The 24493-nt window shown below is 67.9% G+C and carries 23 protein-coding genes and 2 pseudogenes; 17 read left to right on the forward strand and 8 right to left on the reverse strand.

Annotated elements, in window-relative coordinates:
- Window positions 1-24: 24 nt before the first annotated feature.
- On the reverse strand, window positions 25-459 hold the full coding sequence (locus tag QE438_RS07885; RefSeq protein ID WP_131659363.1) for an OsmC family protein: 435 nt from the start codon (window positions 457-459) through the stop codon (window positions 25-27).
- 391 nt (window positions 460-850) lie between these two features.
- Here QE438_RS07885 and QE438_RS07890 point away from each other — a divergent pair, with 391 nt between their 5' ends.
- The 6 genes from QE438_RS07890 (at window position 851) to QE438_RS07915 (ending at window position 4214) form a co-directional block, all read left to right on the forward strand.
- Window positions 851-1237 (forward strand): HU family DNA-binding protein, encoded by a 387-nt coding sequence (locus QE438_RS07890; RefSeq protein WP_130520907.1) that lies wholly within the window; start codon window positions 851-853, stop codon window positions 1235-1237.
- A 159-nt stretch (window positions 1238-1396) separates the two neighbouring features.
- Complete coding sequence (locus QE438_RS07895) at window positions 1397-1975, forward strand: M23 family metallopeptidase (RefSeq protein ID WP_130522955.1); 579 nt, start codon at window positions 1397-1399, stop codon at window positions 1973-1975.
- Between the two features lie 74 nt (window positions 1976-2049).
- Window positions 2050-2352, forward strand: a complete 303-nt coding sequence (locus QE438_RS07900; protein ID WP_228257949.1) for a DUF3861 family protein — start codon at window positions 2050-2052, stop codon at window positions 2350-2352.
- A 48-nt stretch (window positions 2353-2400) separates the two neighbouring features.
- The gene (locus tag QE438_RS07905) at window positions 2401-2925 is read left to right on the forward strand and encodes a hypothetical protein (RefSeq protein WP_306991287.1); all 525 of its coding nucleotides are present in this window, start codon (window positions 2401-2403) and stop codon (window positions 2923-2925) included.
- 64 nt (window positions 2926-2989) lie between these two features.
- Window positions 2990-3589, forward strand: coding sequence for a DUF1439 domain-containing protein (locus QE438_RS07910; RefSeq protein ID WP_130522956.1), 600 nt, complete (start codon window positions 2990-2992; stop codon window positions 3587-3589).
- Window positions 3579-4214 (forward strand): hypothetical protein, encoded by a 636-nt coding sequence (locus tag QE438_RS07915; RefSeq protein WP_307183965.1) that lies wholly within the window; start codon window positions 3579-3581, stop codon window positions 4212-4214. Before QE438_RS07910 ends, QE438_RS07915 begins: the two co-directional genes overlap by 11 nt.
- A gap of 178 nt (window positions 4215-4392) precedes the next feature.
- Here the strand turns inward: QE438_RS07915 and QE438_RS07920 are convergent, their stop codons facing one another.
- From QE438_RS07920 to QE438_RS07940, 5 genes and pseudogenes are all read right to left on the reverse strand, one after another.
- Window positions 4393-4932 (reverse strand): type 1 glutamine amidotransferase domain-containing protein, encoded by a 540-nt coding sequence (locus tag QE438_RS07920; protein WP_130520916.1) that lies wholly within the window; start codon window positions 4930-4932, stop codon window positions 4393-4395.
- A 108-nt stretch (window positions 4933-5040) separates the two neighbouring features.
- A complete protein-coding gene (locus QE438_RS07925) occupies window positions 5041-5826 on the reverse strand; it encodes a 3-hydroxybutyrate dehydrogenase (RefSeq protein WP_130522959.1) in 786 nt (261 codons plus the stop codon).
- A 96-nt stretch (window positions 5827-5922) separates the two neighbouring features.
- Window positions 5923-6222, reverse strand: a complete 300-nt coding sequence (locus QE438_RS07930) for a hypothetical protein (protein WP_309733302.1) — start codon at window positions 6220-6222, stop codon at window positions 5923-5925.
- A gap of 1045 nt (window positions 6223-7267) precedes the next feature.
- A pseudogene (locus QE438_RS07935) lies at window positions 7268-8152 on the reverse strand (DUF5916 domain-containing protein); the annotation flags it as partial.
- A 185-nt stretch (window positions 8153-8337) separates the two neighbouring features.
- Window positions 8338-8805, reverse strand: a complete 468-nt coding sequence (locus QE438_RS07940; RefSeq protein WP_130520923.1) for an SET domain-containing protein-lysine N-methyltransferase — start codon at window positions 8803-8805, stop codon at window positions 8338-8340.
- 887 nt (window positions 8806-9692) lie between these two features.
- On the opposite strand from QE438_RS07940, the gene QE438_RS07945 reads away from it, so the two are divergent.
- From QE438_RS07945 to QE438_RS07975, 7 genes and pseudogenes are all read left to right on the forward strand, one after another.
- The gene (locus QE438_RS07945) at window positions 9693-10154 is read left to right on the forward strand and encodes an SUF system Fe-S cluster assembly regulator (protein ID WP_130521192.1); all 462 of its coding nucleotides are present in this window, start codon (window positions 9693-9695) and stop codon (window positions 10152-10154) included.
- 16 nt (window positions 10155-10170) lie between these two features.
- Complete coding sequence (gene sufB, locus QE438_RS07950; RefSeq protein WP_130522961.1) at window positions 10171-11643, forward strand: Fe-S cluster assembly protein SufB; 1473 nt, start codon at window positions 10171-10173, stop codon at window positions 11641-11643.
- 117 nt (window positions 11644-11760) lie between these two features.
- A pseudogene (gene sufC, locus QE438_RS07955) lies at window positions 11761-12513 on the forward strand (Fe-S cluster assembly ATPase SufC); the annotation flags it as partial.
- Window positions 12514-12596: 83 nt separating this feature from the next.
- Window positions 12597-13907, forward strand: a complete 1311-nt coding sequence (gene sufD / locus QE438_RS07960) for a Fe-S cluster assembly protein SufD (RefSeq protein ID WP_306991283.1) — start codon at window positions 12597-12599, stop codon at window positions 13905-13907.
- 83 nt (window positions 13908-13990) lie between these two features.
- Window positions 13991-15181, forward strand: a complete 1191-nt coding sequence (locus QE438_RS07965; RefSeq protein WP_306996080.1) for a cysteine desulfurase — start codon at window positions 13991-13993, stop codon at window positions 15179-15181.
- A gap of 217 nt (window positions 15182-15398) precedes the next feature.
- Entirely contained in the window at window positions 15399-15926 is a 528-nt protein-coding gene (locus tag QE438_RS07970) for a GNAT family N-acetyltransferase (protein ID WP_306991281.1), read from the forward strand.
- Window positions 15927-15935: 9 nt separating this feature from the next.
- Complete coding sequence (locus tag QE438_RS07975) at window positions 15936-16271, forward strand: non-heme iron oxygenase ferredoxin subunit (RefSeq protein ID WP_130520933.1); 336 nt, start codon at window positions 15936-15938, stop codon at window positions 16269-16271.
- A gap of 177 nt (window positions 16272-16448) precedes the next feature.
- On the opposite strand, the gene QE438_RS07980 is transcribed toward QE438_RS07975, so the two are convergent.
- Window positions 16449-17474, reverse strand: a complete 1026-nt coding sequence (locus tag QE438_RS07980; protein ID WP_306991278.1) for an alcohol dehydrogenase catalytic domain-containing protein — start codon at window positions 17472-17474, stop codon at window positions 16449-16451.
- A 151-nt stretch (window positions 17475-17625) separates the two neighbouring features.
- On the opposite strand from QE438_RS07980, the gene QE438_RS07985 reads away from it, so the two are divergent.
- A complete protein-coding gene (locus tag QE438_RS07985; protein ID WP_306996078.1) occupies window positions 17626-18546 on the forward strand; it encodes a LysR family transcriptional regulator in 921 nt (306 codons plus the stop codon).
- Window positions 18547-18746: 200 nt separating this feature from the next.
- Here the strand turns inward: QE438_RS07985 and QE438_RS07990 are convergent, their stop codons facing one another.
- Window positions 18747-19934 (reverse strand): MFS transporter, encoded by a 1188-nt coding sequence (locus QE438_RS07990; RefSeq protein ID WP_309733313.1) that lies wholly within the window; start codon window positions 19932-19934, stop codon window positions 18747-18749.
- Window positions 19935-20052: 118 nt separating this feature from the next.
- On the opposite strand from QE438_RS07990, the gene QE438_RS07995 reads away from it, so the two are divergent.
- The 3 genes from QE438_RS07995 to QE438_RS08005 all read left to right on the forward strand — a co-directional run bounded on the left by QE438_RS07995 (window position 20053) and on the right by QE438_RS08005 (window position 24426).
- Entirely contained in the window at window positions 20053-20961 is a 909-nt protein-coding gene (locus QE438_RS07995; RefSeq protein WP_306991274.1) for a LysR family transcriptional regulator, read from the forward strand.
- A 277-nt stretch (window positions 20962-21238) separates the two neighbouring features.
- Window positions 21239-23629, forward strand: coding sequence for a catecholate siderophore receptor Fiu (locus QE438_RS08000; protein ID WP_306991272.1), 2391 nt, complete (start codon window positions 21239-21241; stop codon window positions 23627-23629).
- Between the two features lie 107 nt (window positions 23630-23736).
- Window positions 23737-24426, forward strand: a complete 690-nt coding sequence (locus QE438_RS08005) for a Fe2+-dependent dioxygenase (RefSeq protein ID WP_306991270.1) — start codon at window positions 23737-23739, stop codon at window positions 24424-24426.
- Window positions 24427-24493: the final 67 nt, after the last annotated feature.

Genomic DNA, 24493 nt, shown 5'->3' on the forward strand with positions numbered 1-24493 from the left:
CCTTCTCTGGAACGCCGGACAGACTCAGCCGGCGAACTCGGTCTCCAGGCTCACCGGCACCGCCTTGAGCGCCTTGGACACCGGACAGTTCTCCTTGGCGTTTTCGGCGATCTCCTTGAACTTGGCCGCGTCGATGCCCGGCACCACGCCCTTGACCTTCAGGCGGATGTGCGAAAGCGCCGGACCACCGTCCATGGACAGGTCCACTTCGGCGCGCGTGTCCAGCGAGGTCGGCGGCGAGCCGGCCTCGGTCAGCAGATTGGACAGGGCCATGGTGAAGCAGCCGGCGTGCGCGGCGGCGATCAGTTCCTCGGGATTGGTGCCCTTCTCGGCACCGAAGCGGCTGTTGAAACCGTAAGGCGTGTCGGACAGCAGCCCGCTCTGCGGCGTGGACAGCTTGCCCTTGCCGGACTTCAGGTCGCCTTCCCAGTGTGCGGTGGCCGGACGCGAGATACCCATGCGATGTGCTCCTGTGTGCTTGAAAGGGACCCGCAGCCTAAGCGCCACGATGTAAGCGCACCGTGCCGGCCGCGCACAGGCCATCGCGCAGTGCGGCAAAAACGCGCGAGACGTCGTTTCCCCCGACCATCGCCCGCTTCTTTTGTGGGAGCCGCCATGGCGGCGATGGGCTTTATCGGCAAGGCCGCATCGCCGCCATGGCGGCTCCCACACTGGGGCTCGACACCTTCAAAAGCGTCACCGGAAGCTCGCCCACGCGCCTTTGGTCGAGAAAACACGAAAAAACCGCGAAAAAAGCCGAATTCCTCTTGGCTGGGCCCGCGCCTTGCCCTACATTCCGCAGGCCGACCGTTCGGCCAGTACATCCACCAACACGGTACACAGGACACATATGGCAAAGACCACCAAGAAGGTAGCGCCGAAGAAGGCCGCCAAGACCGCCGCCAAACCGGCTGCTCCCAAGCCGATCAAGGAGGCCCTGACCAAGTCCGGTCTGGTCGCCCACATCGCCGAATCCAGTGGCGTGGCTCCGAAGGACGTGCGCGCTGTCATGGCTGCGCTGCAGTCGGCCATCCAGGGCTCGGTGAGCAAGAAGGGCGCGGGCACGTTCACCCTGCCGGGCCTGCTGAAGATCAAGACCGTCAGCGTGCCGGCCAAGCCGAAGCGCAAGGGCATCAACCCCTTCACCAAGGAAGAGCAGTGGTTCGCCGCCAAGCCGGCTTCGACCAAGCTCAAGGCCACCTTCATGAAGACGCTGAAGGATTCGGCGGCCGCCTGATTCCTGAAGGCGCCACCGGTTTCACTGCTCGGGACGGCCTTGGCCGTCCCGAGTCGTTTCTGGGCTTCCCGCATCGCGGACAAGGCGCAGCCCGAACGATCGTCTCGCATCGCGCGCCTTGACCGCAGGCTCATCGGCGGCACGCCACGCTTAAGGCATATGCACGCACCGTCCGTCACCACGCCCGCTCGCCGCCTGCGCCGCGCCCTGCTCTGGCTGGTCGCGCTGGCCCTGCTGGCCTGGGCCGCGGGCTGGGCGTGGAACCAGCCCTTCATGCAGACCCCGCGCATGCTCTGGCGCGTGACGCGCATGCCGCCGGCACAGGCGCTGCCGGTCCCGGTCGAAGGCGTGCGCGCCACGCGCATCGCCGCCACCTTCGGCGCGCCGCGCGGGCGCGACCGCACCCACGCCGGCGTGGACATCTTCGCCGCGCGCGGCACGCCGGTGCGCAGCGCCACACCGGGCGTGATCGTCTCGATTCGCGATGGCGGCCTGGGCGGGCGCCAGGTGTGGGTGCTCGGACCAGGACGCGAGCGCTACTACTACGCGCACCTGGACGACTGGGCGCCCGGATTGCGTGAAGGACGCAGCGTCCTGCCCGGCGACCTGCTCGGTTTCGTCGGCACCACCGGCAACGCGCGCGGCACGCCGCCGCACCTGCACTACGGCATCTACGGGGCAGAGGGCGCGCGCGATCCGCTGCCGGCATTGCGCGCCTGGCGCCCGCCGGAACACTGAGTCGCGCCCCACCGGCTCGCGCGACGGCGCGCGGATACCTACCTTGGCCACTCGCACTTCGCCTCGTGACCGCCATGCAGGACCCTCGCCCGCACCGCTATCGCATCACCATCACGCCAGTCGAAGACGACGGCTACCCGTGCCGCGACCGCTGCAGCATCGAATTCGAACATCGCGCCAGCCAGGACTGGCTGCGGCTGATGCACCAGTCGCAGCGTCACCGTCAGCTCAGCGCGGACGAGCGCGCCGCCACCCTGGTGGCCAGCCGCGTGCTGCGCGATCTGGCCCATCGCCATCGCGATGCGCAGGAGGACCCGTTCGCGCCGCTGGAGCCGGCGCTGGACCGCTTCATCGCCGGGATCGACCCCAACCGCTAGCGCAGGCCGCGCGTACACTGCGCGCCACCGCCACTGCCCGACCCCGCCATGCGCCTGCTGCTGCCCTTGCTGCTGTGTTTGCTGCTGGGCAACTGTTCCTGCAGCCGCAAGCCCGAGCCGCAGGCCGAGCTGGCCACGACCGCCGCGCTGCCGCAGGCCGGCACGCGCGCCGACGATCAGGCCGCGCTGGCCAAGCGCCAGGCGCTGGACGCGCAGCAGCAGGCCCACCTGCTCGAAGCCGCCGGTGTGCTCCACGCCTACCTCGCCGACATCGCCTCCGGCCGGCTGGACCAGGCCGATGCGCAATGGACCGGCGGCAAGCCCGCGCCGGTGCCCGACGATGCCGCGCTGCGCGCGCTCGGCCCGCGCACCATGCGCATCAACAGCGACGCGCCCAAGCCGCTGGACCCGGACCAATACCCCTCGCGCAGTCTGGAAATCCCCGTGCATCTGCAGGTCGCCGATGCGCAGGGCCGTGTGCAGCGGTGGGACGGCTGGTACCGCCTGCGTCGCAAGATCGGCAACGACGGCTGGACGCTGTCCAGCGCCTCGATCCGCCCACAGCTCGATTGAGGCCCGGTTCACCCGATGTGCTTAAGGTGTGCCTGGCCTCCAGCCGCCTCTCTCGGACGTTTCCATGCAGGCTCTCTTCGCCCACCGCATGCGCGCCGCCCTCGTCGCCACGGCCCTGGTGATCGCACCGATCACGGCCGCGTCGTGGGCCCAGGCGCAGTCCTCCAGCCAAGCGCCTTCCAACGAGCTGTCCGTCAGCGCGACACAGGTGCAGGGCTTTCTCGAGCATGAGTTTCCGCGCGATTTCCAGGCGCTGGGCGGTCTGGTCTCGATGACCGCCAGCAATCCGCAGCTGCGCATTCCGCCGGGCAGCGACCGGGTCCAGATGCAGTTCGACGCCAGCGCCAGCGGCAATCCGCTGGGCCGGGTCTGGCTGAGCAGCGGCCTGCGCTACGACCCGCAGGCGATGACGCTGTACCTGGACGCGCCCACCGTGGATCGCGTCGCGGCCAGCAACGGCGGCGAACTGCACGAACGCGATCGCCAGCTGGTCAGCCTGTTCCTGCAGGACTACGCGCGCAGCGAGCCGCTGTACCGCCTGGATCCCAAGCTGTTGGCCAGCTTGGGCGACGTGCGTGTGCAGTCCGCGCGTGTGCGCGATGGCCGCATCGTGGTCCAGTTCGACCAGCCCGTGGGCATGCCGGATCTGAGCGATGCGCCCTGACTCGATGCGCATCCGCATGCTGATGCTCGGCCTGCTCGCGGCCGGAATCACGACGCTGGCCGCCTGCGATCCGGGCAAGGATCGGCAGGCGCGTTCTGGCGACGCCCCTCCCGCCACCAGCGCGCCGACGCCCGCCACGCCGCCGGCGTCGGCGCCGAGCGATTCGCAGACCGAAGACGCGCTGGCGGAACCGCCGCCGATGCAGGCCGCAGAAGTCGCTATCCCTGGAGAACCGACCGCAGAAAGCGCGCAAGACACCGTGCGTCGGTACTACGCGGCGATCAATGCGGGCGACTACGCAGCCGCCTATGCGCTCTGGAGCCGGGACGGTGCGGCCAGCCGGCAGCCCTTCGACGTCTTCGCCAAGGGCTATTCCAAGACGCGCCATGTCGAGGCGCGTGTCGGCCAGGCCTTCGATGCCGAGGGCGCGGCCGGTTCGCGCTATATCCAGGTGCCGGTCGACCTGGCCGCATTGCAGGCCGATGGCAGTACGCGGCATTACAGGGGCAGCTTCACCTTGCGTGCCGTGATGGCGGACGGCGCGCCGGCGAAGGACCGGGCCTGGCATCTGGATTCAGCGGATCTGGAAGGCTACGAGCCTTCGGCACGGGGCGACAAACGCTGATCGCCGCATCGTGCGAGCAGCTATCTTGTTTAATCACGTCACGACCTCGTTGTAGAGCGGAGCTTGCTCCGCTGCATTTCGGCCGGATCCTAGGAAAGCCTCAGCGGAGCGAGCTCCGCTCTACAGACGGGCGCGCGGCCCGAAGGCCGCGCCCCGTCTTCTTCTCGATTTCGAGCTGTCAGTTCGCCAGCGCTTCCGCGATCGCCTTGCTGAAGGCCGGGATATCGTCGGGATTGCGGCTGGTGATGATGTTGCCGTCGACCACGACTTCGCGGTCTTCCCAGGTGCTGCCCGCATTGGACAGGTCGGTCTTGAGCGAACTCCACGAAGTCAGCTTGCGTCCCTTGGCCAACCCGGTCTCCGCCAGCAGCCAGGGGCCATGGCAGATCGCCGCCACCGGCTTGTCGTCGGCGGCCACGGCCTTGATGAAGTCCAGCGCGGACGACTCGCGGCGCAGCGTGTCGGGGTTGATCACACCGCCCGGCAGCACCAGCGCGTCGTAGTCTGACGGTTTGGCCTGGTCGAGCTGCTTGTCGACCTTGACCGAGTCGCCCCAGTCCTTCTGGTCCCAGCCGCGGATGCTGTCCTTGCCCTTGAGCGAGATCACCTCGACCTTGGCGCCCATTTCCTCCAGGCGACGCTTGGGCTCGGTGAGTTCGGACTGTTCGAATCCATCGGTGGCGAGCACGGCGATGGTCTTGCCGGTGAGCGTGGTCATGAGCGAAGGCTCCGTTGAAGAAAGGAACCCCATCTTCGGCGCCGCGCCATTCGAGGCCTGTCGTTTCCTGGTGGCGATGTCTCGACGCGACGCGAACACGCGCCGCATTCAGCTCATATGCCAGCCATGGCTGACCAGGAAGCTCTGCCCGGTCAGCGCGTTGCTCGGGTACTCGCACAGGAACTTCACCATCGCGGCCACGTCCTCGACCGTGGTGAAGGTGGCATCGACCGTATTGCCCAGCATCACGCGCTTGATCACTTCTTCCTCGCTGATGCCGAGGCTGGCGGCCTGCTCCGGGATCTGCTTCTCCACCAGCGGCGTGCGCACGAAGCCCGGGCAGATCACATGGCTGCGCACCCCATGCGGCCCGCCCTCCTTGGCCAGCGTGCGCGACAGGCCGAGCAGGCCATGCTTGGCGGTCACATAGGCCGACTTCAGCGGCGAGGCCTCGTGCGAATGGGCCGAGCCCATGTAGATCACCGTGCCGCGCTTGCGCGCATACATGCCCGGCAGCACGGCCTTGGTGGTGAGGAAGGCGCCGTCCAGATGGATGGCCAGCAGCTTCTTCCAGTCGGCGAAGGGAAAGTCCTGGATCGGATGCACGATCTGCACGCCGGCATTGGCGACCAGGATGTCCACGGGACCCAATTCCTGCACGACCCGGTCGATGCCGGCATCGACCGCCGCTTCGTCGGTGACGTCCATCGCCACACCCAGCGCCTGGCCGCCCTCGGCCTGGATCTGCGCGGCGGTGGCCTGCGCACCTGCCTGGTTGAGATCGGCGATGGCCACGCGCGCCCCGGCCCGGGCCAGGGTCTGCGCCAGGGCCTTGCCGATGCCGCTGGCCGCGCCGGTGATGACGGCCACCTGGCCTTGGAGGGACTGGGTCACGGGGCAACCTCGCAGGGAACGGGCCGCCAGTGTGCCGCAGGCGCGGGCCCTTCAGCGTTGGTCGAAAGGGCAATGCCTCCGGGCCTGCCTCCATGGCTACAGCGTGAAGCGGTAGCTGAACTTCACCAGCAGCTGCTCGTCCTCGCGCAGGCGCAGCGCATCGCCCAGCAGGCGGCCGACCGGATCGCTGCGGTCGGTCTCCTGGTAGCCGCCGCGCGCGTAGACAATGTACAAGTCCGACATCGGGGCGACCTCGTAGCGGTAGCGCACCTGGAAGCCCAGGTTGCGCACGCTGAAGTCCTGCACGGCCTCGTCGGTGCGCAGCGGCTGGGTGTTGGCCAGCACGCGGTAAGCGCCCTTGGCCTGCGCCTCGATGGCCAGCGCCTGCAGCTTCACGCGCAGCTCCTGGCGGTTGGCCAGGTTCCAGGTCAGGCCGGCGTTGAGGTGCCATTCGCGGCCGTTGTACAGGCCGACCAGGTTGTCGCGCTGCCAGATCGACCAGGCCGGTGAATGATCCGCATAGCCGCCCAGGTAGAGGCTGAAAGTCGTCGTTGACGAAATAGGTCGCCGTGTAGTCCGCGCTGTAGTTGAGCGCGCCTGCGTCGGTAATGCTGCCGCGCCGCGCCCAAAGCTCCACCTCGTGCGCCCAGCGTCCCTTGCGCGGGCGGCTGTATTCGTAGACCAGCTGGGTATTGAAGGGCTGCTGCACCGAACCATGGCCGCGCGTGAGCAGGTCGTCCACGCCGGCATCGTTGAAGTTGACCTGGACGAACTCCTCGCTGCCATCGCGCAGCTCGCCCTGGCGGCTGATGCGCAGTTGCCGGTCGAGCATCTCGCCGTGGTCGTTGTTGACCTGGCTGATGCGCCAGCGCCAGTCCTTGGAGGCATAGCGCGACTGCGCCGGCTGTTCGGGGAAGCGCTTTCGTACTTCCCAATGGCCGTAGTTGAGGCTGTTCTGCGACAGGTAGCCGGCGTCGTTGAGCTGCAGATCGCTGCCGAAGTGCATGAAGATCCACTGCTGGCGCCAGCCGTGGTCCATCTCGTAGTCGGCCCACAGCGTGCCGCCGCCATCGCGCGTGGTCTGGCCGGCCTGTCTGATCTGGCTGCCGAGCAGGCGCGTGCGCACGTTCCAGCGCGCGTTGGGGCGCCAGTTGTGGTCCACGCCCAGCACGGTCGCCTCGCGATCCAGCCATGGGCGCTCGACCTGGGTCAGCATCAGGCCCAGGTTCTGCGTGCTGAAGTCGCGCACCAGCCGCAGCGCGCGGAAGCTGCGCCCGGCCTCGCCGTCCTCCTCGGCCACGAACACGCCGTACTTGGTCGCCCCCAGGCTGCCGTTGACCTTGACCGCGGCGTTGATGTCGGCCGCGCCGCGCCCGTCGTCGGAAGGCCCGCCGATGCGCCGGGTATACAGCAGCTGGCTGAAATCGGACGGCGTGGTGAACTCGAACAGCCCCTGGTTCTCGGTGAAGAACGGGCGCTTGTCGCTGACATAGGTCTCGGTGGCGTCGAAGTTGACCACCAGGTCGTCGCTTTCGACCTGGCCGAAGTCCGGGTTGAGCGTGGCGGTCATCTGGAACTGGCCGCTGGGCTTCCAGAACACGTCCACCCCGCCCTGTACATCGGTGCCGCCGTGCACGTTGTCGTACAGGCCCGAGATGTACGGGGTCACGGCCAGCAGCGACTGCTGGTAGTCGGTGACCTCCACGACTGCGAAGTCGGACAGGAAGCGCGGCCGCTCGAAGCTGGCCACCGGCCAGGCGGCGCGCTCGCCGGTGGCACCGATCACGCGGTCCAGGTAGAGCTTCATCCGCCGCTTGCCGCCGCTGGCCTTGTGCATCGGCGCGATGTACCAGGGGATCAGCATCTCCACCGACCAGCTCTGCTCGTCCGCGCTGACCGCGTGCTGCCAGTGGCCGTCCCAGTCGGTGTTGAAGTGGTTCTCGTTGGTGACCACCGCATCGTTGATGCCGTCGGTGGAGGACACCACGAAGTTGTAGCCGGTGCGCCCGTCGCCGTCGAAGTCCACCATCAGGTTGACCCGGTCGACCTGGTCCTTGAAGTCGCGCCGCACCTTCTGCAGGGTGCGCGGCACACCGGGCGGCTGCACCGCACGCACCGCCACCGCCAGGCCCTCGGGGGTGGCCAGGATCCAGGCCTCGGTGGGTTGGCTGCCGGGCGCGCCGGTCAGCGGCTGCACCTGGCGGAAGTCGGTGATGTGCTGGGCGCCGGCCCATTCCGCGGGATCGATCCGGCCATCGATCTGCACCGCGCCGGCGGGCACCGCCAACGCCATCGACACGCTTGTCGCCAATACCGAGCCACGCATGGTCCTGCTTCCTTCTGAGCCTGAGGGGCCGATGGCCGCCTTCGGGTGCGTATGTTGGGAAGCTTGTCAGCGCGTGCCGACTGGCATTGGTCATTGCAACCTTTTGTCCGCCGCGTGCATCCACGGCCATGGCGCGCTGCATGCGCCGCTTCGCGCGCGGCCGTGCGGCCCGCGCGCGGACTGCCTCAGCGCTTGGGCTGGAGCATGGTCCCGGTGCAGTTCTTCGAGCCGCAGCGGCAGGCCCAGATCTTCTTCAGCCGCGGCGTGTGCCGCTCGGCCAGGGTGATGCCGTAGTTGTAGGTCAGCTCTTCGCCGGGCTTGATGGCGCGGATGGCCTCGATGAACACCTTGTCCTTGGTGCGGTCGTCGCCCTCGGCCTCTTCGATCAGGGCCTCGCAGTTGGGATTGCAGCTGTGGTTGATCCAGCGGGCGCTGTTGCCGCCGCGGGCGCCGTCGATGACGTATTCATCATTGAGCGTGAACAGGAAGGTATGGCCGCTCTCGACATCGCCGCCTTCGTCGGCATCCACCTGCGCGTGCGTGCGCAGCTCGCCGCGGTACTCGATCAGCCGCTCCCCTTTCTTGATCGGGGCCACGGCGAACATGCCGTTGCCATGGATGGCGGACTTGCGGGTGGCGATCTTGCGCGGCATCGATGCATCCATGAAGAGGGTCGTCCCGCATTGTCGCCTCGCGCCGCAGTTCGTGCCACTGCATGTCGAGCGTCTGCGCAGCAGCGCTGATCGGGATGGCCTTCACCCGTCGGTGCGAGGCCCTTACAAACATCGCCGCTTGAGCCACGCTCGTCGTTCCCGTGAACGCGGAACCCAGCGACTTTCATGCGGAGGGCGCAGGACACGGAGTTCCCTGCGTCACTGCAATGGACAGCTGTTGCTTTGGCTCTTCTTCGGATCACAGGCGGCGGCGTGTAAGTGCGCCTGCTGCGGTGGGGTGAGTGCGCCCGCTTCGGAAGGGCATCGACTTGAGGCCCCCTCCCTTTCGCCATAGGCGAAGGGGAGGGATGGGGAGGGGTCGGGGCTTTACCGGGCAAGCCACAGAAGCAAGAGCAACAGCACCCCACCCCGGCCCTCCCCTTCGCCTGCGGCGAAAGGGAGGGGGCAGAGCGCTGGCTCAATGCCTTTGAGTCGAAAGAAGTCCTGATCCATCCGCCGCAGGGCCTCGACCTGGGCGGGCGTGCGGAGAGCGGGCCTTAGGATGGCCCGCGGCGGCGAATCCGCCAGGAGGGCGGACCGAGACGAGGAGCCAAGCCCGCCCAGGTCGAGGCTGCTCGCCGAAGTCCGCTCCCGACCCCTGCTGGGGAGAAGCCTTCAATCTCCGGATGCTTCTGCATGGAGGCGCCTTGCGCTGGGGCTCCGGCATCGACGGTGCCGCGGTCCCAGCCCGCTCGGTCGCCGTGGTGCAGCCGAGCTGTACGAGCCCATTGGCCCACGCGCCCCAAGGGGTTTGAGTCGCGCACCGGGAAAGCGTACAATTTCGGTCCAATTTCATCCGTCGCCCCTGCGTGGGCGCCCCCACCACCATGCTGCGCGTCACCAAGCTCACCGATTACGCCACCGTCCTGTTGACCGTCCTGGCCAACCGCAGCGGCGAAGTGCTCAGCGCCACGGAACTGGCCGAGGCCTCGGGCCTGGAGGCCACCACCGTCAGCAAGGTGCTCAAGCCGCTGGCCCAGGCCGGGCTGGTCGAAGGCCTGCGCGGCGTGCACGGTGGCTACCGGCTGGCCCATGCGGCCGGCGACATCAGCCTGGTGCAGATCATCGAGGCCATGGAAGGGCCGCTGGCGATCACCGAATGCAGCCAGCACGACAGCCAGTGCGGCATCGCCCAGCGCTGCGGCGTGCGCGCCAACTGGCGGCTGATCAACGACGTGGTGGCCGACGCGCTGCGCGGCATGACGCTGGCGCAGATGCTGCAGCCGGCCGCCCCCTCCCCCACTCCCGATACGCGCCGCCGCCCCATCGCCGTGCGCGTGGATAACTGAACTGTAGGCAGCCCCCATGGCCACCGAAGCAACCCAGGTTCCCGCCGCCCCCGTCCGCAACGCCGAGATCGTCGAACAGCTCGGCCGCCGCTACGAGGCCGGCTTCATCACCGAGATCGAGTCCGACTCCCTGCCGCCCGGGCTGAGCGAGGACATCGTCCGCGCGCTGTCGGCCAAGAAGGACGAGCCGCAGTGGATGACCGACTGGCGGCTGGCCGCCTATCGCCACTGGCTGACCATGCCGGTGCCGCACTGGGCCAAGCTGAAGATCGCGCCGATCGATTTCCAGGCGCTGAGCTATTACTCCGCGCCCAAGGGCCCCAAGTACAAGTCGCTGGACGAGGTGCCCCAGGAGCTGCTGGACACCTACGACAAGCTGGGCGTGCCGCTGCATGAGCGCGCCAAACTGGCCGGCGTGGCGGTGGACGCGGTGTTCGACTCGGTCTCGGTCGGCACCACCTTCCGCAAGGAGCTGGCCGAGAAGGGCATCATCTTCTGTTCGATGTCCGAGGCCATCAAGGAGCATCCGGAGCTGGTCAGGCAGTACCTGGGCTCGGTCGTGCCGGTCGGCGACAACTACTTCGCCGCGCTGAACTCGGCGGTGTTCTCCGATGGCAGCTTCGTGTTCATCCCCAAGGGCGTGCGCTGCCCGATGGAGCTGAGCACCTATTTCCGTATCAACGCCGGCCACACCGGCCAGTTCGAACGCACCCTGATCGTGTGCGAGGACAAGGCCTACGTCTCCTACCTGGAAGGCTGCACCGCGCCGATGCGCGATGAGAACCAGCTGCACGCCGCGGTGGTCGAGCTGGTCGCGCTGGAAGACGCCGAGATCAAGTATTCGACCGTGCAGAACTGGTACCCGGGCGACGAACAGGGCCGCGGCGGCATCTACAACTTCGTGACCAAGCGCGCCGAGTGCCGGGGCGCGCGCAGCAAGGTGACCTGGACCCAGGTGGAGACCGGTTCGGCCATCACCTGGAAGTACCCTTCCTGCGTGCTGCTGGGCGACGACTCGGTGGGCGAGTTCCACTCGGTCGCGCTGACCCACCATCGCCAGCAGGCCGACACCGGCACCAAGATGATCCACGTGGGCCGCAACACCAAGTCCAAGATCGTCTCCAAGGGCATCAGCGCCGGCCGCGGCCAGAACACCTACCGCGGCCTGGTGCGCGTGGACCGCTCGGCCGAGGGCGCGCGCAACTACACCCAGTGCGACAGCCTGCTGATCGGCAAGCAGTGCGGCGCCCACACCTTCCCTTATATCGAGGTGAAGAACCCCGGCGCCACCGTCGAGCACGAGGCCACCACCTCCAAGATCAGCGACGACCAGCTGTTCTACTGCCGCGCCCGCGGCATCAGTGAGGAAGACGCCGTGTCGATGATCGTCGACGGCTTCTGCAAGCAGGTCTTCCGCGAGCTGCCCATGGAATTCGCCGTGGAAGCCAAGAAGCTGCTGGAAGTGTCGCTGGAAGGCTCGGTGGGCTGACGCCCGTCGAACCGGGATTCGGGATTGGAGATTCGGGATCGGCGATCGCCTCCCGCTCCCCCGCATTCCGCCCGCCTTCCGCTTTTACGAATCCCCAATCCCGAATCCCCAATCCCCATGCTCAAGATCGACAACCTCCACGCCGCCGTTGCCGGCAAGGACATCCTCAAAGGCCTCTCGCTGGAGGTGAAGCCGGGCCAGGTGCACGCCATCATGGGCCCCAATGGCGCGGGCAAGTCCACGCTGGGCAACATCCTGGCCGGCCGCGAGGGCTATGAGGTCACCGAAGGCAGCGTGCAGTTCGAAGGCGCCGACCTGCTGGCGCTGGAACCGGAAGAGCGTGCCGCGGCCGGCGTGTTCCTGGCCTTCCAGTACCCGGTCGAGATCCCGGGCGTGAACAACACCTACTTCCTGCGCGCCGCGCTCAACGCCCAGCGCAAGGCGCGCGGCGAATCCGAGCTGGATTCGATGCAGTTCCTCAAGCTGGTGCGCGAGAAGCTGGCCGTGCTGCACCTGAAGGACGAGCTGCTGCATCGCGGCGTCAACGAGGGCTTTTCCGGCGGCGAGAAGAAGCGCAACGAGATCTTCCAGCTGGCCGTGCTGGAGCCGAAGCTGGCGATCCTGGACGAGACCGACTCGGGCCTGGACATCGACGCGCTCAAGGCCGTGGCCGAGGGCGTCAACGCGCTGCGCAGCGCGGGGCGCTCGTTCCTGGTCATCACCCACTACCAGCGCCTGCTGGACTACATCAAGCCGGACGTGGTGCACGTGCTGGCCGACGGCAGGATCGTGCAGACCGGCGGGCCGGAGCTGGCGCTGGAGCTGGAAGCCCACGGCTACGCATGGCTGAAGGACCGCGTCGCGCCGGAAGGTGAGGAGGCACGCTTGCGGACCACTGGTCCGCGTGCCGACGAACGCACGAGTCCCGCCTCGGCGGGACGAGGCTCCATCCTATGACTTCGACGCTGCTGGACTCCCTGGCGTCCGCCTTCGAGGGCGATGCCACGCGCCGCGCGGTGCTGGACGACGCCCTGGCCGCCGGCCTGCCGAGCCAGCGCGACGAGGCCTGGAAGTACACCTCGCTGCGGGCGCTGGAGCGCCGCCGCTTCGCGCCGGTGGACGCCGCGCCGCGGGTCGATGCCGCGCTGCTGGCGCACATCCCCGCCCCGCGCCTGGTGTTCGTCAACGGCCGCCATGCCCAGGCGCTGTCCGATCTGTCGGGGCTGGACGAAGGCGTCAGCGTGCAGCGCCTGTCCGAGGCGCTGGCCGAGGGCAGCGATGCCGCGCGCTTCCTGGCGCGCCGCTTCGAGCGCAACGATGAGGTCTTCGCCCGGCTCAACGCCGCGCTGGCCAGCGAAGGCGTGCTGCTGCGCGTCGAGGCCGGCGTGCAGGCGGACACGGCGCTGCAGCTGGTCTTCATCGGCGCGGCGGAATCGGACGGTGTGAACCTGGATGTGCGGGCGCCTGCGCGGGACGCGCATGTCGACCGCGCCTGGCACCTGCGCAACCTGATCGAACTGCGCGCCGGCGCGCGCCTGCGCGTGGTCGAACACCATCTCGGCGCCGGCGAGCACGCGCACCTGGCCAATGCGCTGACCCATGTCCATCTGGCGCAGGGCGCACAGCTGGTCCACGCCCGTGCCCAGCACGAATCGGACAAGGCCACCAGCCTGCTGCGCACCGACGCGGTGCTGGCGCGCGATGCGCGCTACGCGCGCGTGGACCTGGAGCTGGGCGCCGCCCTGTCGCGGCACGAGCTCAACGTGCGCCTGGAAGGCGAGAACGCGCGCCTGGACGCCAACGGCGTGCTGCTCGCCGGCGGGCGCCGCCACGTCGATACGCGACTGGGCATCGACCATATCGCGCGCGACACCAGCTGCGGCCTGACCTGGCGCGGGCTGGGCGCCGGCCGCGGCCGGGCCGTGTTCCATGGCGGCATCCTGATCCGCGAGGGCGCCGACGGCACCGACGCCCGCCTGTCCAACAAGAATCTGCTGCTGTCCGACACCGCCGAGATCGACACCCAGCCGGTGCTGGAAATCCATGCCGACGAAGTGCAGGCCGCGCACGGCGCCACCGTGGGCCGGCTCGACGCCAATGCGCTGTTCTACCTGCGCTCGCGCGGCCTGCCGCAGGCCGACGCGCAGCGCCTGCTGACCGCCGCCTTCTGCCGCGAGCCGCTGGCCGTGCTCGAGGACGACGCGCTGATCGGCCAGCTGACCGCCATCCTCGACCTGGCGCTGCGCCAGGCGGGCGCCGCATGAGCATGCACGAGAACAGCGGCAGCGCCGGCGTGCGTCCGGAAGAGTCCGGCCAGGCTCAGGGCGTGGACTGGGACCGCATCCGCATGGACTTCCCGCTGCTGACGCGGGCGGTCAACGACAAGCCGCTGATCTATTTCGACAACGCCAACACCGCGCAGAAGCCAGTGGAAGTGATCGCCGCGGTGGACGGCTTCTACCGCCGCCAGAACGCCAACGTCAGCCGCGCCGTGCACGCGCTGGGCACCGAGGCGACCGACGCCTACGAGGGCGCGCGCAAGACGCTGGCGCGCTTCCTGGGCGTGCGCGGCGACGAGCTGATCCTGTGCAGCGGCACCACCTTCGCGCTCAACCTGGTGGCGTATTCCTGGGCGTTGCCCACGCTCAAGGCCGGCGATGTGATCCTGGTCTCGCGCATGGAGCACCACGCCAACATCGTGCCGTGGCAGCTGATCGCCCAGCGCACCGGCGCGACGATCCAGGTGGCCGAGATCCTGCCTGATGGACAGCTGGACCTGGACGCGCTGTACAAGGCCATGACCCCGCAGGTGAAGCTGCTGGCGGTGGCCCACGTGTCCAACGTGCTGGGCACGGTCAACCCGGTGCGCGAGATCTGCAAGGCCGCGCGCAAGGCAGGCATCGTCACGGTGGTGGACGGCTCGCAGGCCGCGCCGCACATGCCGCTGGATGTGGCCTCGCTCGGCTGCGACTTCTACGCGGTCACCGGCCACAAGATCTGCGGGCCCACCGGCACCGGCGCGCTGTGGGCGCGCCGGGAGCTGCTGGAGGCCATGCCGCCCTTCATCGGCGGCGGCGAGATGATCAAGGAGGTCAGCTTCGAGAAGACCACCTTCAACGAGGTGCCGCACAAGTTCGAGGCCGGCACGCCCAATATCGCCGGCTTCGTCGGCCTGGGCGCGGCGCTGGACTATCTCGACGGCGTCGGCATGGCCGCGATCCGCGCGCGCGAGGCGCAGCTGCTGGCGCATCTGACCGAGGAGCTGCAGCGCATCGAAGGCCTGCGCATCTTCGGCACCGCGCCGGACAAGGCCGCGGTGGTGTCGTTCCTGATCGACGGCGCCCACGCGCACGACCTGGCCACGCTGCTCGACCTGGAAGGCGTCGCCGTGCGCTCGGGCCAGCACTGCGCCCACCCGCTGCTGCAGTACTTCGGCGTCGCGGCCACGCTGCGCGCCTCGCTGGCCTTCTACAACACCCACGAGGAGATCGAAGCCTTCGTGGCCGCGCTGAAGAAGGCCCGCACGCTGCTGGGGTAAATGTGGGTGGGAGCAACTGTCTTCTCAAGTCCCGCAGCGGCCTGCCTGTAGAGCGGAGCTTGCTCCGCTGGGGCCTTCCCACGAACCGACCGAAGAGCAGCGGAGCAAGCTCCGCTCTACAGGTGGGAGCCGCCTTGGCGGCGAGTGGCTCTACCGGTAAAGCCTCATCGTCGCCATGGCGGCTCCCACGAAGCCGCCGGCCTTTTACAATGGGCCGATGACCAAACTGACCTTCCGCAACGCCACCCTGGACGACATCGAGGCGATCACCGCGCTGGTGACCTCGGCCTATCGCGGGCAGGCCAGCCGCGCCGGCTGGACCACCGAGGCCGACCTGCTCGACGGCCAGCGCATCGATCGCGAAGTGCTGGCACACGACCTCAGCCGCGCCGACAGCCGCGTGCTGCTGGCCTATCGCGACGACGCGCTGGTCGCCTGCGCGCACGTGGCGCGCGAAGGCGATGCCGGCTACTTCGGCATGTTCTCGGTGCGCCCCACCCTGCAGGGCGCCGGCATCGGCAAGGACGTGATGGTCGAGGCCGAGCGCATCGCCCGCCAGGAACTGGGCGTGGAGGTGATGCGCATGAGCGTGATCGATGTGCGCGAGAGCCTGATCGCCTTCTACGAGCGCCGCGGCTACGTGCGCACCGGCACCTTCAAGCCCTTCCCGTACGGCGATGCGCGCTTCGGCACGCCGCTGCGCGACGACCTGCGCTTCGAGGTGCTGGAGAAAGCCCTTGTCTAGGAGCCGGCCGTGAGCGAGACCTGGACCTTCGTCTGCGCCACCGAGGAGCTGCTGCCGGGCGAGATGCGCAGCGGCTTCGACGAGGTCACCGGCACGCCGATCGTGGTGTTCAACCTGGACGGCGATCTCTACGCGCTGGAGGACCGTTGCAGCCATGCCGAATTCGAGCTTTCGGCGGCAGGCACCTTCGATGCCGAGACCGGCAGCATCGAGTGCGTGCTGCACGGCGCGCGCTTCGATATCCGCGAAGGCGTGCCGCTGTGCGGGCCGGCCTATGCGCCGGTGCCCAAGTTCCCGGTCAAGGTGGAACACGGCGGCGTGTGGTCGCGCGACGACCGCGACTGACGCCTCCGTCCTGCCCAGCACCGGGCGGCTTCGCGCCGGCTTTTCTGCTGATCGCGCGGGCTCCAAACCAGTTCAGGCCGCTCCTCCCAAGAGGAAGCGGCCTTCCAGGCACTCTCCGATCAAAGCGGCTCCGGCGGTCCTTCGGCTGCCGGAAGCACTCCAGGCGTTGGAACCTTATCAGCCGTGAGGCAGGAACACGCCGCGGAACCGCATCTTCCCCGAGGACAACCGGTCGTATGCCTCGGTTGCCTGGTCGAGCGAAAAGGTTTCGACGATCGGCTTGACCCTGCCCTTTGCGGCAAGAGCGAGAATCTCGGCGAGATAGTGCTGCCCGCCATGCGTGGAGCCGACCACGCGTTGGCGCATCATGTGAAAGGGCTTGCCGTCTGACGGGATCGAGAACGGCCTGCTGAAATCGAGCCCGCAAAGGACGATACGGCCATCTGGATTCACGCCGGGCAGCGCCTTTTCGGCGGCTTCGAAATCGTTGGTGGTGATCAGAAGCACGTCCGCGCCGCCGGCCTCCAGCAACTCCTCAGCATTGGTGACGACGTGGTCGGCGCCGAGCTTGATCGCCAGTTCCCGCTTGTCCGGTGAATGGGTGATCGCGATGGTCTCGAATCCGCACGCCTTGGAAAACTGCAGAGCGACGTGGCCCAACCCGCCGATACCGAGCACCGCGACCCTGTCGCCGGGTTTCGGCTCCGCGTCGCGCAGACCGCTCCAGGTGGTATAGCCCGCACACATCATCGGCGCGGCGTCCGTGTAGGACAGCTCATCGGGCAGCAAGACAGTCCCTTCCGCGGAGATCGCGATGTACTGTGCGTGCCCGCCCTGCGCGGCGAAGCCAGTGGTCCTGGGCGACACGCAATTCATTGCCGTCTGGCCCGTCAACGGGCGGTTCTGGCGGCAGTAAGGGCATCGGCCACATGAAGACTGCACCCAGGTGGTGCCGACCCGGTCTCCCACCTTGCGCGTGTGAACGCCCACGCCGACTTCCACGATTTCGCCGACCACCTCGTGACCCGGCGTCTGGGGATAGATGTCGCCGCCGGCACCTTGGGTTGCCCACACGTCCGTGTAGCACATGCCGGAGGCGTGAACTTTCACAAGGACCAGCCCTGGTTCTGCCTTGGGCACAGGAACCTCATGAACTTCCCAAGGCTTGTTCGCCCCGGTCATCACAACTGCCTTCATCTTCATCGACATTTCCTCGCTGTCAGGTGGTCATCACTGCAGGGCTGGGAACCAGGGATTCACCGCAATGCCGCTGGCGTGGAACCGTCGATGCCGTGCCCTCATTCAAGCCTATGGCGCATTGACTGTCGCGACAATCCGCTTAATAGTTGATTCCATGGTGAAAGTAATTTCTCAATCAAAGGGCAATGATCTTTCGGCCTTCGCCGCGTTCCTGGCGGTTGCGGCTCATCGCAGTTTCCGCGCCGCCGCGGCCGAACTCGACATCACCCCATCGGCGATCAGCCATTCGATCAAGGTCCTCGAGCGACGGTTGCGCGTCCGCCTTTTCAACCGGACGACGCGAAGCGTCTCCTTGACCGAGGTCGGGGAACGTCTGGCCGCGAAATTGAAGCCGGCAATGGCTTCGATCGACGAGGCGGTTCGGGAACTGGAGGCCAACGACCCCGTGCCGAGCGGCATCGTGCGGATCAATGCCAGCGAAGGCGCTATCCGGCTGGCGCTTTGGCCGGTGCTCGCGCGTTTTCTGCGCGAGCACCCTCGCGTCCACGTCGAAATATTCAGTGATGGCAAGCTAAGCGATATTGTCGCCGAGGGTTTCGATGCGGGCATCCGATTGGCCGAAGCCGTACCAAAAGACATGGTGGCCATACCGATCATGGGCGAGGTCCGCTTTGCGGCGCTCGCGTCGCCCCAGTACCTCGAGCAGCGCGGATCTCCACTGGTGCCGCAGGATCTCTACGACCATGACTGCATCCGCTTCCGGTTCGAAAGCGGTGCGATCTACCGGTGGGAATTTGAGCGCCAGGGCGTTTTCGAGCGGATCAACCCTTCCGGGCCTCTCACTTTGACCGACCAACCGCTTATGGTGGAGGCCGCAATCGACGGAATAGGCATCGCCTTCGTGCCCGACCATCTGGCGGCAAAAGCACTCAAGGACGGCCGACTCAAACGAGTTCTTGAAGAATGGTGTCCCGCGTTTCCGGGTTTGTGCCTCTATTACCCGTGCAATCGCCATGTACCGTCCGGCCTGAGAGCGCTGATCGGTAGGTTGACTGAAACACTTGCGGACGATTAGAAGATCCGACACGCGCCTCCCAGTGAGTGAGGGTGGCCGCGCGACGACCGCGACCGAACTCTCCAGCGTTACGCGCCGCACCTGGCCGGCCATGCGCCGACTTTTTCATCGCTCGGTGATGCCGATGTTGCGTGTCGCCGGCATGCACCAAAACGCGACGTGCAAGGCCCGGTAAGCACTGCGGCGCTTTCAACGACCCATCACCGCTCCCGCAAACGCGCGACCACCGCCACCATGAGGATCGCCAATACGGCGATGCCGGTGGCGACATAGCCGATGCTGCCCAGCCCCCATTGCGGGATCACCAGTCCGCCGATGACCGCGCCCAGCCCGGTCCCGGCGTTGGCGGCCGAGACGTTCAAGGTGCCGGCCAGCGCCTGTGCATGCGACGCGGACTGCATCACCCGCACCTGGCAGATGGGGAATAGCGCGGTGTAGGCGATGCCCCACAGCGCCAGCGCGCCCGCCAGCAGCCCAGCGGAGCCCGCCAGCGGCACGCTGGCCGCCATGCCCACGCCGAGCAGCAGCGCGAAGGCCGCGGTCGCGCCCAGCGGACTGCGATCGACCAGGCGCCCGCCCAGCCAGTTGCCGAGCAGGCCGATCGCGCCGAAGCCCATCAGCCACCAGCCCACATGCGCCGGCGCCACCCCGGCGATGCGCTCCAGCAGGTCGGCCAGATAGGTGTAGGCGGTGAACATCGCCGTGAACACGACGACCGACAGCACGACGTTGGCGACGAAGAACGGGTCCTTGAGGATGCGGGTCTGTTCGGCCAGGCGCAGCCGTTCGGGCCTGGCCACCCTCGGCATGAAGACGGTCAGGGCCAAGGCCATCAGCAGCGACAGCCCGGCCAGGATCCAGAAGGTGCCGCGCCAGCCGATCGCATCGGCGGCAAGCGTGCCCAGCGGAATCCCGAACAGCAGCGCGGCGGAGATGCCCAGATACACCTGCGACACGGCACGGCCCGCGCGTTGCGGCCCGACGATCTGTCCGGCCGTCTCGCTGGCCGTGCCCCAGAACACCGGCAGCGCCAGCGCCGGAATGAACCGCGCCACCGCCAGCACCCACACATTGGGCGCGATCGCCGCCAGGGCATTGGACGCCGCGAAGATCAGCAGGATGACGACGAACAGCCGCTTGCGTTCGACATGCGAGAGCAGCGCGGTCAGCACCCGGCCGAACAGCATCACCGTGAAGGCGAACAGCGTCACGAGCTGACCGGCGGCGGAAATCGAGATCTCCAGGTCGCGGGCGAGCGCCGGCAGCAGCCCGACGATCAGGTATTCGGTGGTGACGATGACGAAGGCGGCCACCGCGAGGATGTCGACGATCGACAGACCGCCGCGACCCGCCGGAACGGCCGCGTTCGGCGCGGACAGGGAAGACATGGAGATGAGGCTCCGGGTACCAGACGTAGGCCTGCCAGCTTATTGGCGAACCGGATTCCCATCCCGGATCATTCTTCAACCTACTATGGACTCAATTTCCATAATCCGGGCACGGTAGATGACTCCTTCCGAGCGCCTCAAGGGCATCGAAGCCTTCGTCGCGACCGCCGACGCAGGCAGCTTCACGGCAGCCGCCGAGCGGCTGAGTCTGACCAATTCGGCCGTCAGCAAGAGCGTGGCGCGCCTGGAAGACCGGCTGGGCAGCCGTCTGTTCGAGCGCACCACGCGCCGGCTGGCGCTGACGGACGCCGGCACGGCGTTCTATCGCACCTGCGTGCGCGTGCTCGCCGACCTGGAGGAAGCCGAAGCCGTCCTAGCGGCCCAGCGTCACGAGCCGGTGGGCCGGCTGCGGCTGGACGCGCCGGCGGCGTTCGGCCGGCTGCAGGTCTGGCCGCTGCTGCTGCGGTTCGCGCAGCAGCATCCGCACCTGCGCCCGCATGTCTCGTTGACCGACCGCTTCGTCGACCTGCTGGAGGAAGGCATCGACGTCGCCGTCCGCATCGGCGGTCCGGATCACTGGCCGGCGTCGCTGGGGCACCGCTACCTCGGCAGCGAGCGCCTGATCTTCAGCGCCTCGCCCGAGTACCTGGCGCGCAGCGGGACGCCGGCGTCGCTGGCGGACCTGTCCCGCCACGACGCGGTGCTGTACGGCAAGGCCGACGGCTCCACCAGCCCCTGGCTGATCGCGCACGACGCCGGCGCCGTCGAGCGACGGACCATGGAGGGCCGGATCGTCGTAGGCAGCGGCGAGGCCCAGGTCGCCGCGGTCAAGGCCGGCTGCGGCATCGCGCAGCTGGCGACCTGGCTGGTGCGCGAGGACCTGGCCTCCGGCGCGCTGGTGCCGATCCTGCCGGGTTACACGACCGACGGCCTGCCGCTGAATCTGGTCTGGCCCGTCGGCCGGCAGTTGCTGCCCAAGGTCCACACCATCCTGGACCTGCTCGCCTCGGAACTGCGGATCGCCTAGTCGCGCGCTGAAGTCCGCGTCGACGGCCTCACGCGGGGGGATGCAGCTCACATCGCGCGACAAACCGAGCTGAACGGTTGTGAATACAAATCGTTCTCATTACAATCACGACCCGTTAAGGAATGCGCGCCCGGGCCTGGCCCAGGCCGCCTTCCGCCTCACGCGATGCCGTCGCTCCCCGGTTGGTCTTGGGGGCCTGGTCGCGTGTGGCCCCGCACTCCCGTCAGCCGTCGCCAATGGGGGAACCAATCTTCACTTCATTGGAAGCACCGCTGACATGTCGCACATCCGTTCCCGCAAGCACCTTCCGGGCGCCCGCCCGCTGACCGCCGCCGCTCTGGCCACCTCGCTGGCGCTGGCCCTGCCGAGCACCGCCCTGGCGACCGACGGGATCGACGCGCCGGGCGCGTCCGCCGACCAGCAGCGCGACCACGACCGGGACGAACACGATGGCCAGCGCCATCACCGCGGCGACGCGCGCACCCTGGACAAGATCGACGTGCACGGCTCGCGCATCCAGGCCAAGGCCGTGGCCTCGCCCAAGTTCACCCAGCCGCTGCAGGACACGCCGCAGACCATCCAGGTGATCACCAGCGACCTGTTCAACCAGCAGGGCGCCACCACCCTGACCGAGGCGCTGCGCAACTCGCCCGGCGTGGGCGCGTTCTATGCCGGCGAAAACGGCAGCACCAACACCGGCGACGCCATCTACATGCGCGGCTTCGACAGCTCCAGCAGCATCTTCGTCGACGGCGTGCGCGACCTGGGTTCGATCTCGCGCGATGTGTTCAACATCGATCAGATCGAGGTCGAGAAGGGACCGGCGGGCACCGACAACGGCCGCAGCGCGCCGACCGGCGCGATCAACATGGTCAGCAAGCGCGCCACCCTGCACGACGCGGTCTCCGGCACGCTCTCCGGCGGCACCGATGATCAGCGCCGCGGCACGGCCGACTGGAGCCAGACGCTGGCCGGCGGCCTGGCGCTGCGCCTCAACGCGATGTGGCAGGACAGCGACGTGCCCGGCCGCGACCACGTGGAAAACAAGCGCTGGGGCCTGGCGCCCTCGCTGGGCTTCAACCTGGACGGCGCCACGCGCGCATGGTTGAACCTGTACTACGTCAAGCAGGAGAACGTGCCGGACGGCTTCGTGCCGACCATCGGCCTGCCGGGCTGGACGCCGCAGCCGGGCCTGGCGCAGCTGGCCGGCCACCCGGTCGATCCGGAGAACTTCTACGGCACGCGCCTGGACCACGACGATGTGGAAGCCAAGCAGGCGACCTTCATCCTCGAGCACGACTTCTCCGACACGCTCAAGCTGACCAATACGGCGCGCTGGGGCGAGACGACGCAGGACTACCTGCTCAGCGCCTTCATGACCACCGGCGGCACGGCGGCCAATCCCCTGGGCGGCAACGTCAAGTGGACCAACCCGGGCGATCTGTCCACCTACACGGTCGCGCGCAGCCTGCCGACCTTCAAGGACCAGCGCAACAAGATCATCACCGACCAGCTCAACCTGCGCGCGGACTTCTCCACCGGCGCGGTCGTGCACAACCTGAGCACCGGCCTGGAGCTGACCCGCGAGGAGCAGTTCAACCGCAACTTCGGCACCACCGGCAGCCTGCCGGCGGCCAACCTCTACGACCCGGACTGGAATGCCGTCGGCACGCTGGCCTGGTACCACAACGGCACCGGCAGCTACGGCAAGACCGACACCGCCTCGGTGTACGCCTTCGACACGCTGAAGTTCGGCGAGAACTTCCTGCTGACCGGCGGCGTGCGCTTGGACCATTACAAGACCGAGTACCAGGCCAGCGCCATCTGCAATAACGGCACCGGCCGCAACGCGGTGCCGTGCAACGGCGCGCCGGTCGGCAGCGGCGTGACCACGGTGGACACCGACACCAGCGATACGCTGTTCAACTGGAAGCTGGGCGCGGTCTACAAGGCCGGCGATGCGGTCAGCCTGTACGCCAACTGGGCGCTGTCGCAGCAGCCGCCGGGCGGGGCCAACTTCGCCCTGGCCGCGGCCGACGGCGCGGCCAACAGCATCAATGCCGATCCGCAGAAGGCCAAAACCTTCGAGGTCGGCACCAAGTGGGACGTGCTGGACAACCTGGCGCTGAACCTGGCGCTGTTCCAGACCGAGGTGACCAACGAGATCAACGCCAACGTCGTGGACGACTTCGGCAACCCGACCCAGACCGGCAAGAAGAAGGTCAAGGGCGTTGAGCTCTCGGCGGTGGGCAATATCACCGACAACTGGAGCGTCTCGGCCGGCTACACCTCCATGTCGACCAAGGTCACCGAGGGCCCGTCGATCAGCGCCGACGGCACGCCCAACCTGAGCTATACCCCGGACGACGCCTTCACCAGCTGGACCAGCTATCGCTTTCCGTTTGGTCTCACCATCGGCGGCGGCGTGCGCTACTCGGGCCAGATGCACCGCGGCAGCGACGGCGCGGTGGGCACGCCCAAGTACGCCAAGTCCTACACGGTGTACGACGCGGTGGTGTCCTACGACCTCTCGCGCAACTTCAGCCTGCGCCTGAACGGCTACAACCTGTTCGACAAGGACTACGTGGCGGCGATCAACAAGAGCGGCTACCGCTACACTCCGGGCACGCCGCGCACCTTCCTGCTCAGCGCGGACTTCCGCTTCTGACGGGCTAGGCTTGATGCCGCTGGTCTGATGGCACAAGACCGCCGGGCGACCGGCACTCCAGCACGGGAAGGCACGCCTTCCCGTGCGTCGTTGTAGGGAATCCTTCCATGCTGCTGCATATCCCGCAGATTCTCGATGCCGACCAGGTCCGCCACATGCGGCAGGCCCTGGAAGCGGCCGAGTGGACCGACGGCCGCGAGACCGTCGGCGCGCAGGGCGCGAAGGTCAAACGCAACCAGCAGCTGCCCGACGCCTCGCCGCTGCGCGAGCAGTTGGGCCAGCAGGTGCTGGCCGCGCTGGAGCGCAATGCGCTGTACTTCGCCGCCGCCCTGCCCCTGCGCACGCTGCCGCCGCGCTTCAACCGCTACACCGGTGGCGGGGAGTACGGCTTCCACGTCGATGGTTCGGTGATGGCCGTGGATCGCCCGGGGCAGCCGCGCCAGCAGGTGCGCTCGGACCTGTCGTGCACGCTGTTCCTGTGCGAGCCGGACGAGTACGACGGCGGCGAGCTGATCATCAGCGACACCTACGGCGAGCACGAGGTCAAGCTGCCGGCCGGCGACCTGATCCTGTATCCCTCCAGCAGCCTGCACAAGGTCACCCCGGTCGCGCGCGGCGCGCGGCTGGCCTCGTTCTTCTGGGTGCAGAGCATGGTGCGCGACGAAGGCCGGCGCCGGCTGCTGCTGGAGATGGACACCGCCATCCAGCGGCTGACCGCCAGCGGCGGCGATGCGCAGGCGATCGTGCAGCTGACCGGCGTGTATCACAACCTGCTGCGCGGCTGGGCCGAGGTCTGAGTGGACTGCACGCTGGCCGGAAGGTCATCGAGGCGGCGCGGGATTTAATTGAGACCGATTCTCATTC

The organism is Pseudoxanthomonas sp. SORGH_AS_0997, assembly GCF_031453535.1.
Classification (GTDB): domain Bacteria; phylum Pseudomonadota; class Gammaproteobacteria; order Xanthomonadales; family Xanthomonadaceae; genus Pseudoxanthomonas_A; species Pseudoxanthomonas_A winnipegensis.

Coding starts and splice junctions, on each gene's coding strand:
- QE438_RS07885 (WP_131659363.1), bottom strand. CDS start 459: ATGGGTATCTCGCGTCCGGCCACCGCACACTGGGAAGGCGACCTGAAG.
- QE438_RS07890 (WP_130520907.1), top strand. CDS start 851: ATGGCAAAGACCACCAAGAAGGTAGCGCCGAAGAAGGCCGCCAAGACC.
- QE438_RS07895 (WP_130522955.1), top strand. CDS start 1,397: ATGCACGCACCGTCCGTCACCACGCCCGCTCGCCGCCTGCGCCGCGCC.
- QE438_RS07900 (WP_228257949.1), top strand. CDS start 2,050: ATGCAGGACCCTCGCCCGCACCGCTATCGCATCACCATCACGCCAGTC.
- QE438_RS07905 (WP_306991287.1), top strand. CDS start 2,401: ATGCGCCTGCTGCTGCCCTTGCTGCTGTGTTTGCTGCTGGGCAACTGT.
- QE438_RS07910 (WP_130522956.1), top strand. CDS start 2,990: ATGCAGGCTCTCTTCGCCCACCGCATGCGCGCCGCCCTCGTCGCCACG.
- QE438_RS07915 (WP_307183965.1), top strand. CDS start 3,579: ATGCGCCCTGACTCGATGCGCATCCGCATGCTGATGCTCGGCCTGCTC.
- QE438_RS07920 (WP_130520916.1), bottom strand. CDS start 4,932: ATGACCACGCTCACCGGCAAGACCATCGCCGTGCTCGCCACCGATGGA.
- QE438_RS07940 (WP_130520923.1), bottom strand. CDS start 8,805: ATGCCGCGCAAGATCGCCACCCGCAAGTCCGCCATCCATGGCAACGGC.
- QE438_RS07945 (WP_130521192.1), top strand. CDS start 9,693: ATGCTGCGCGTCACCAAGCTCACCGATTACGCCACCGTCCTGTTGACC.
- sufB (WP_130522961.1), top strand. CDS start 10,171: ATGGCCACCGAAGCAACCCAGGTTCCCGCCGCCCCCGTCCGCAACGCC.
- sufD (WP_306991283.1), top strand. CDS start 12,597: ATGACTTCGACGCTGCTGGACTCCCTGGCGTCCGCCTTCGAGGGCGAT.
- QE438_RS07965 (WP_306996080.1), top strand. CDS start 13,991: ATGGACTTCCCGCTGCTGACGCGGGCGGTCAACGACAAGCCGCTGATC.
- QE438_RS07970 (WP_306991281.1), top strand. CDS start 15,399: ATGACCAAACTGACCTTCCGCAACGCCACCCTGGACGACATCGAGGCG.
- QE438_RS07980 (WP_306991278.1), bottom strand. CDS start 17,474: ATGAAGATGAAGGCAGTTGTGATGACCGGGGCGAACAAGCCTTGGGAA.
- QE438_RS07985 (WP_306996078.1), top strand. CDS start 17,626: ATGGTGAAAGTAATTTCTCAATCAAAGGGCAATGATCTTTCGGCCTTC.
- QE438_RS07990 (WP_309733313.1), bottom strand. CDS start 19,934: ATGTCTTCCCTGTCCGCGCCGAACGCGGCCGTTCCGGCGGGTCGCGGC.
- QE438_RS07995 (WP_306991274.1), top strand. CDS start 20,053: ATGACTCCTTCCGAGCGCCTCAAGGGCATCGAAGCCTTCGTCGCGACC.
- QE438_RS08000 (WP_306991272.1), top strand. CDS start 21,239: ATGTCGCACATCCGTTCCCGCAAGCACCTTCCGGGCGCCCGCCCGCTG.
- QE438_RS08005 (WP_306991270.1), top strand. CDS start 23,737: ATGCTGCTGCATATCCCGCAGATTCTCGATGCCGACCAGGTCCGCCAC.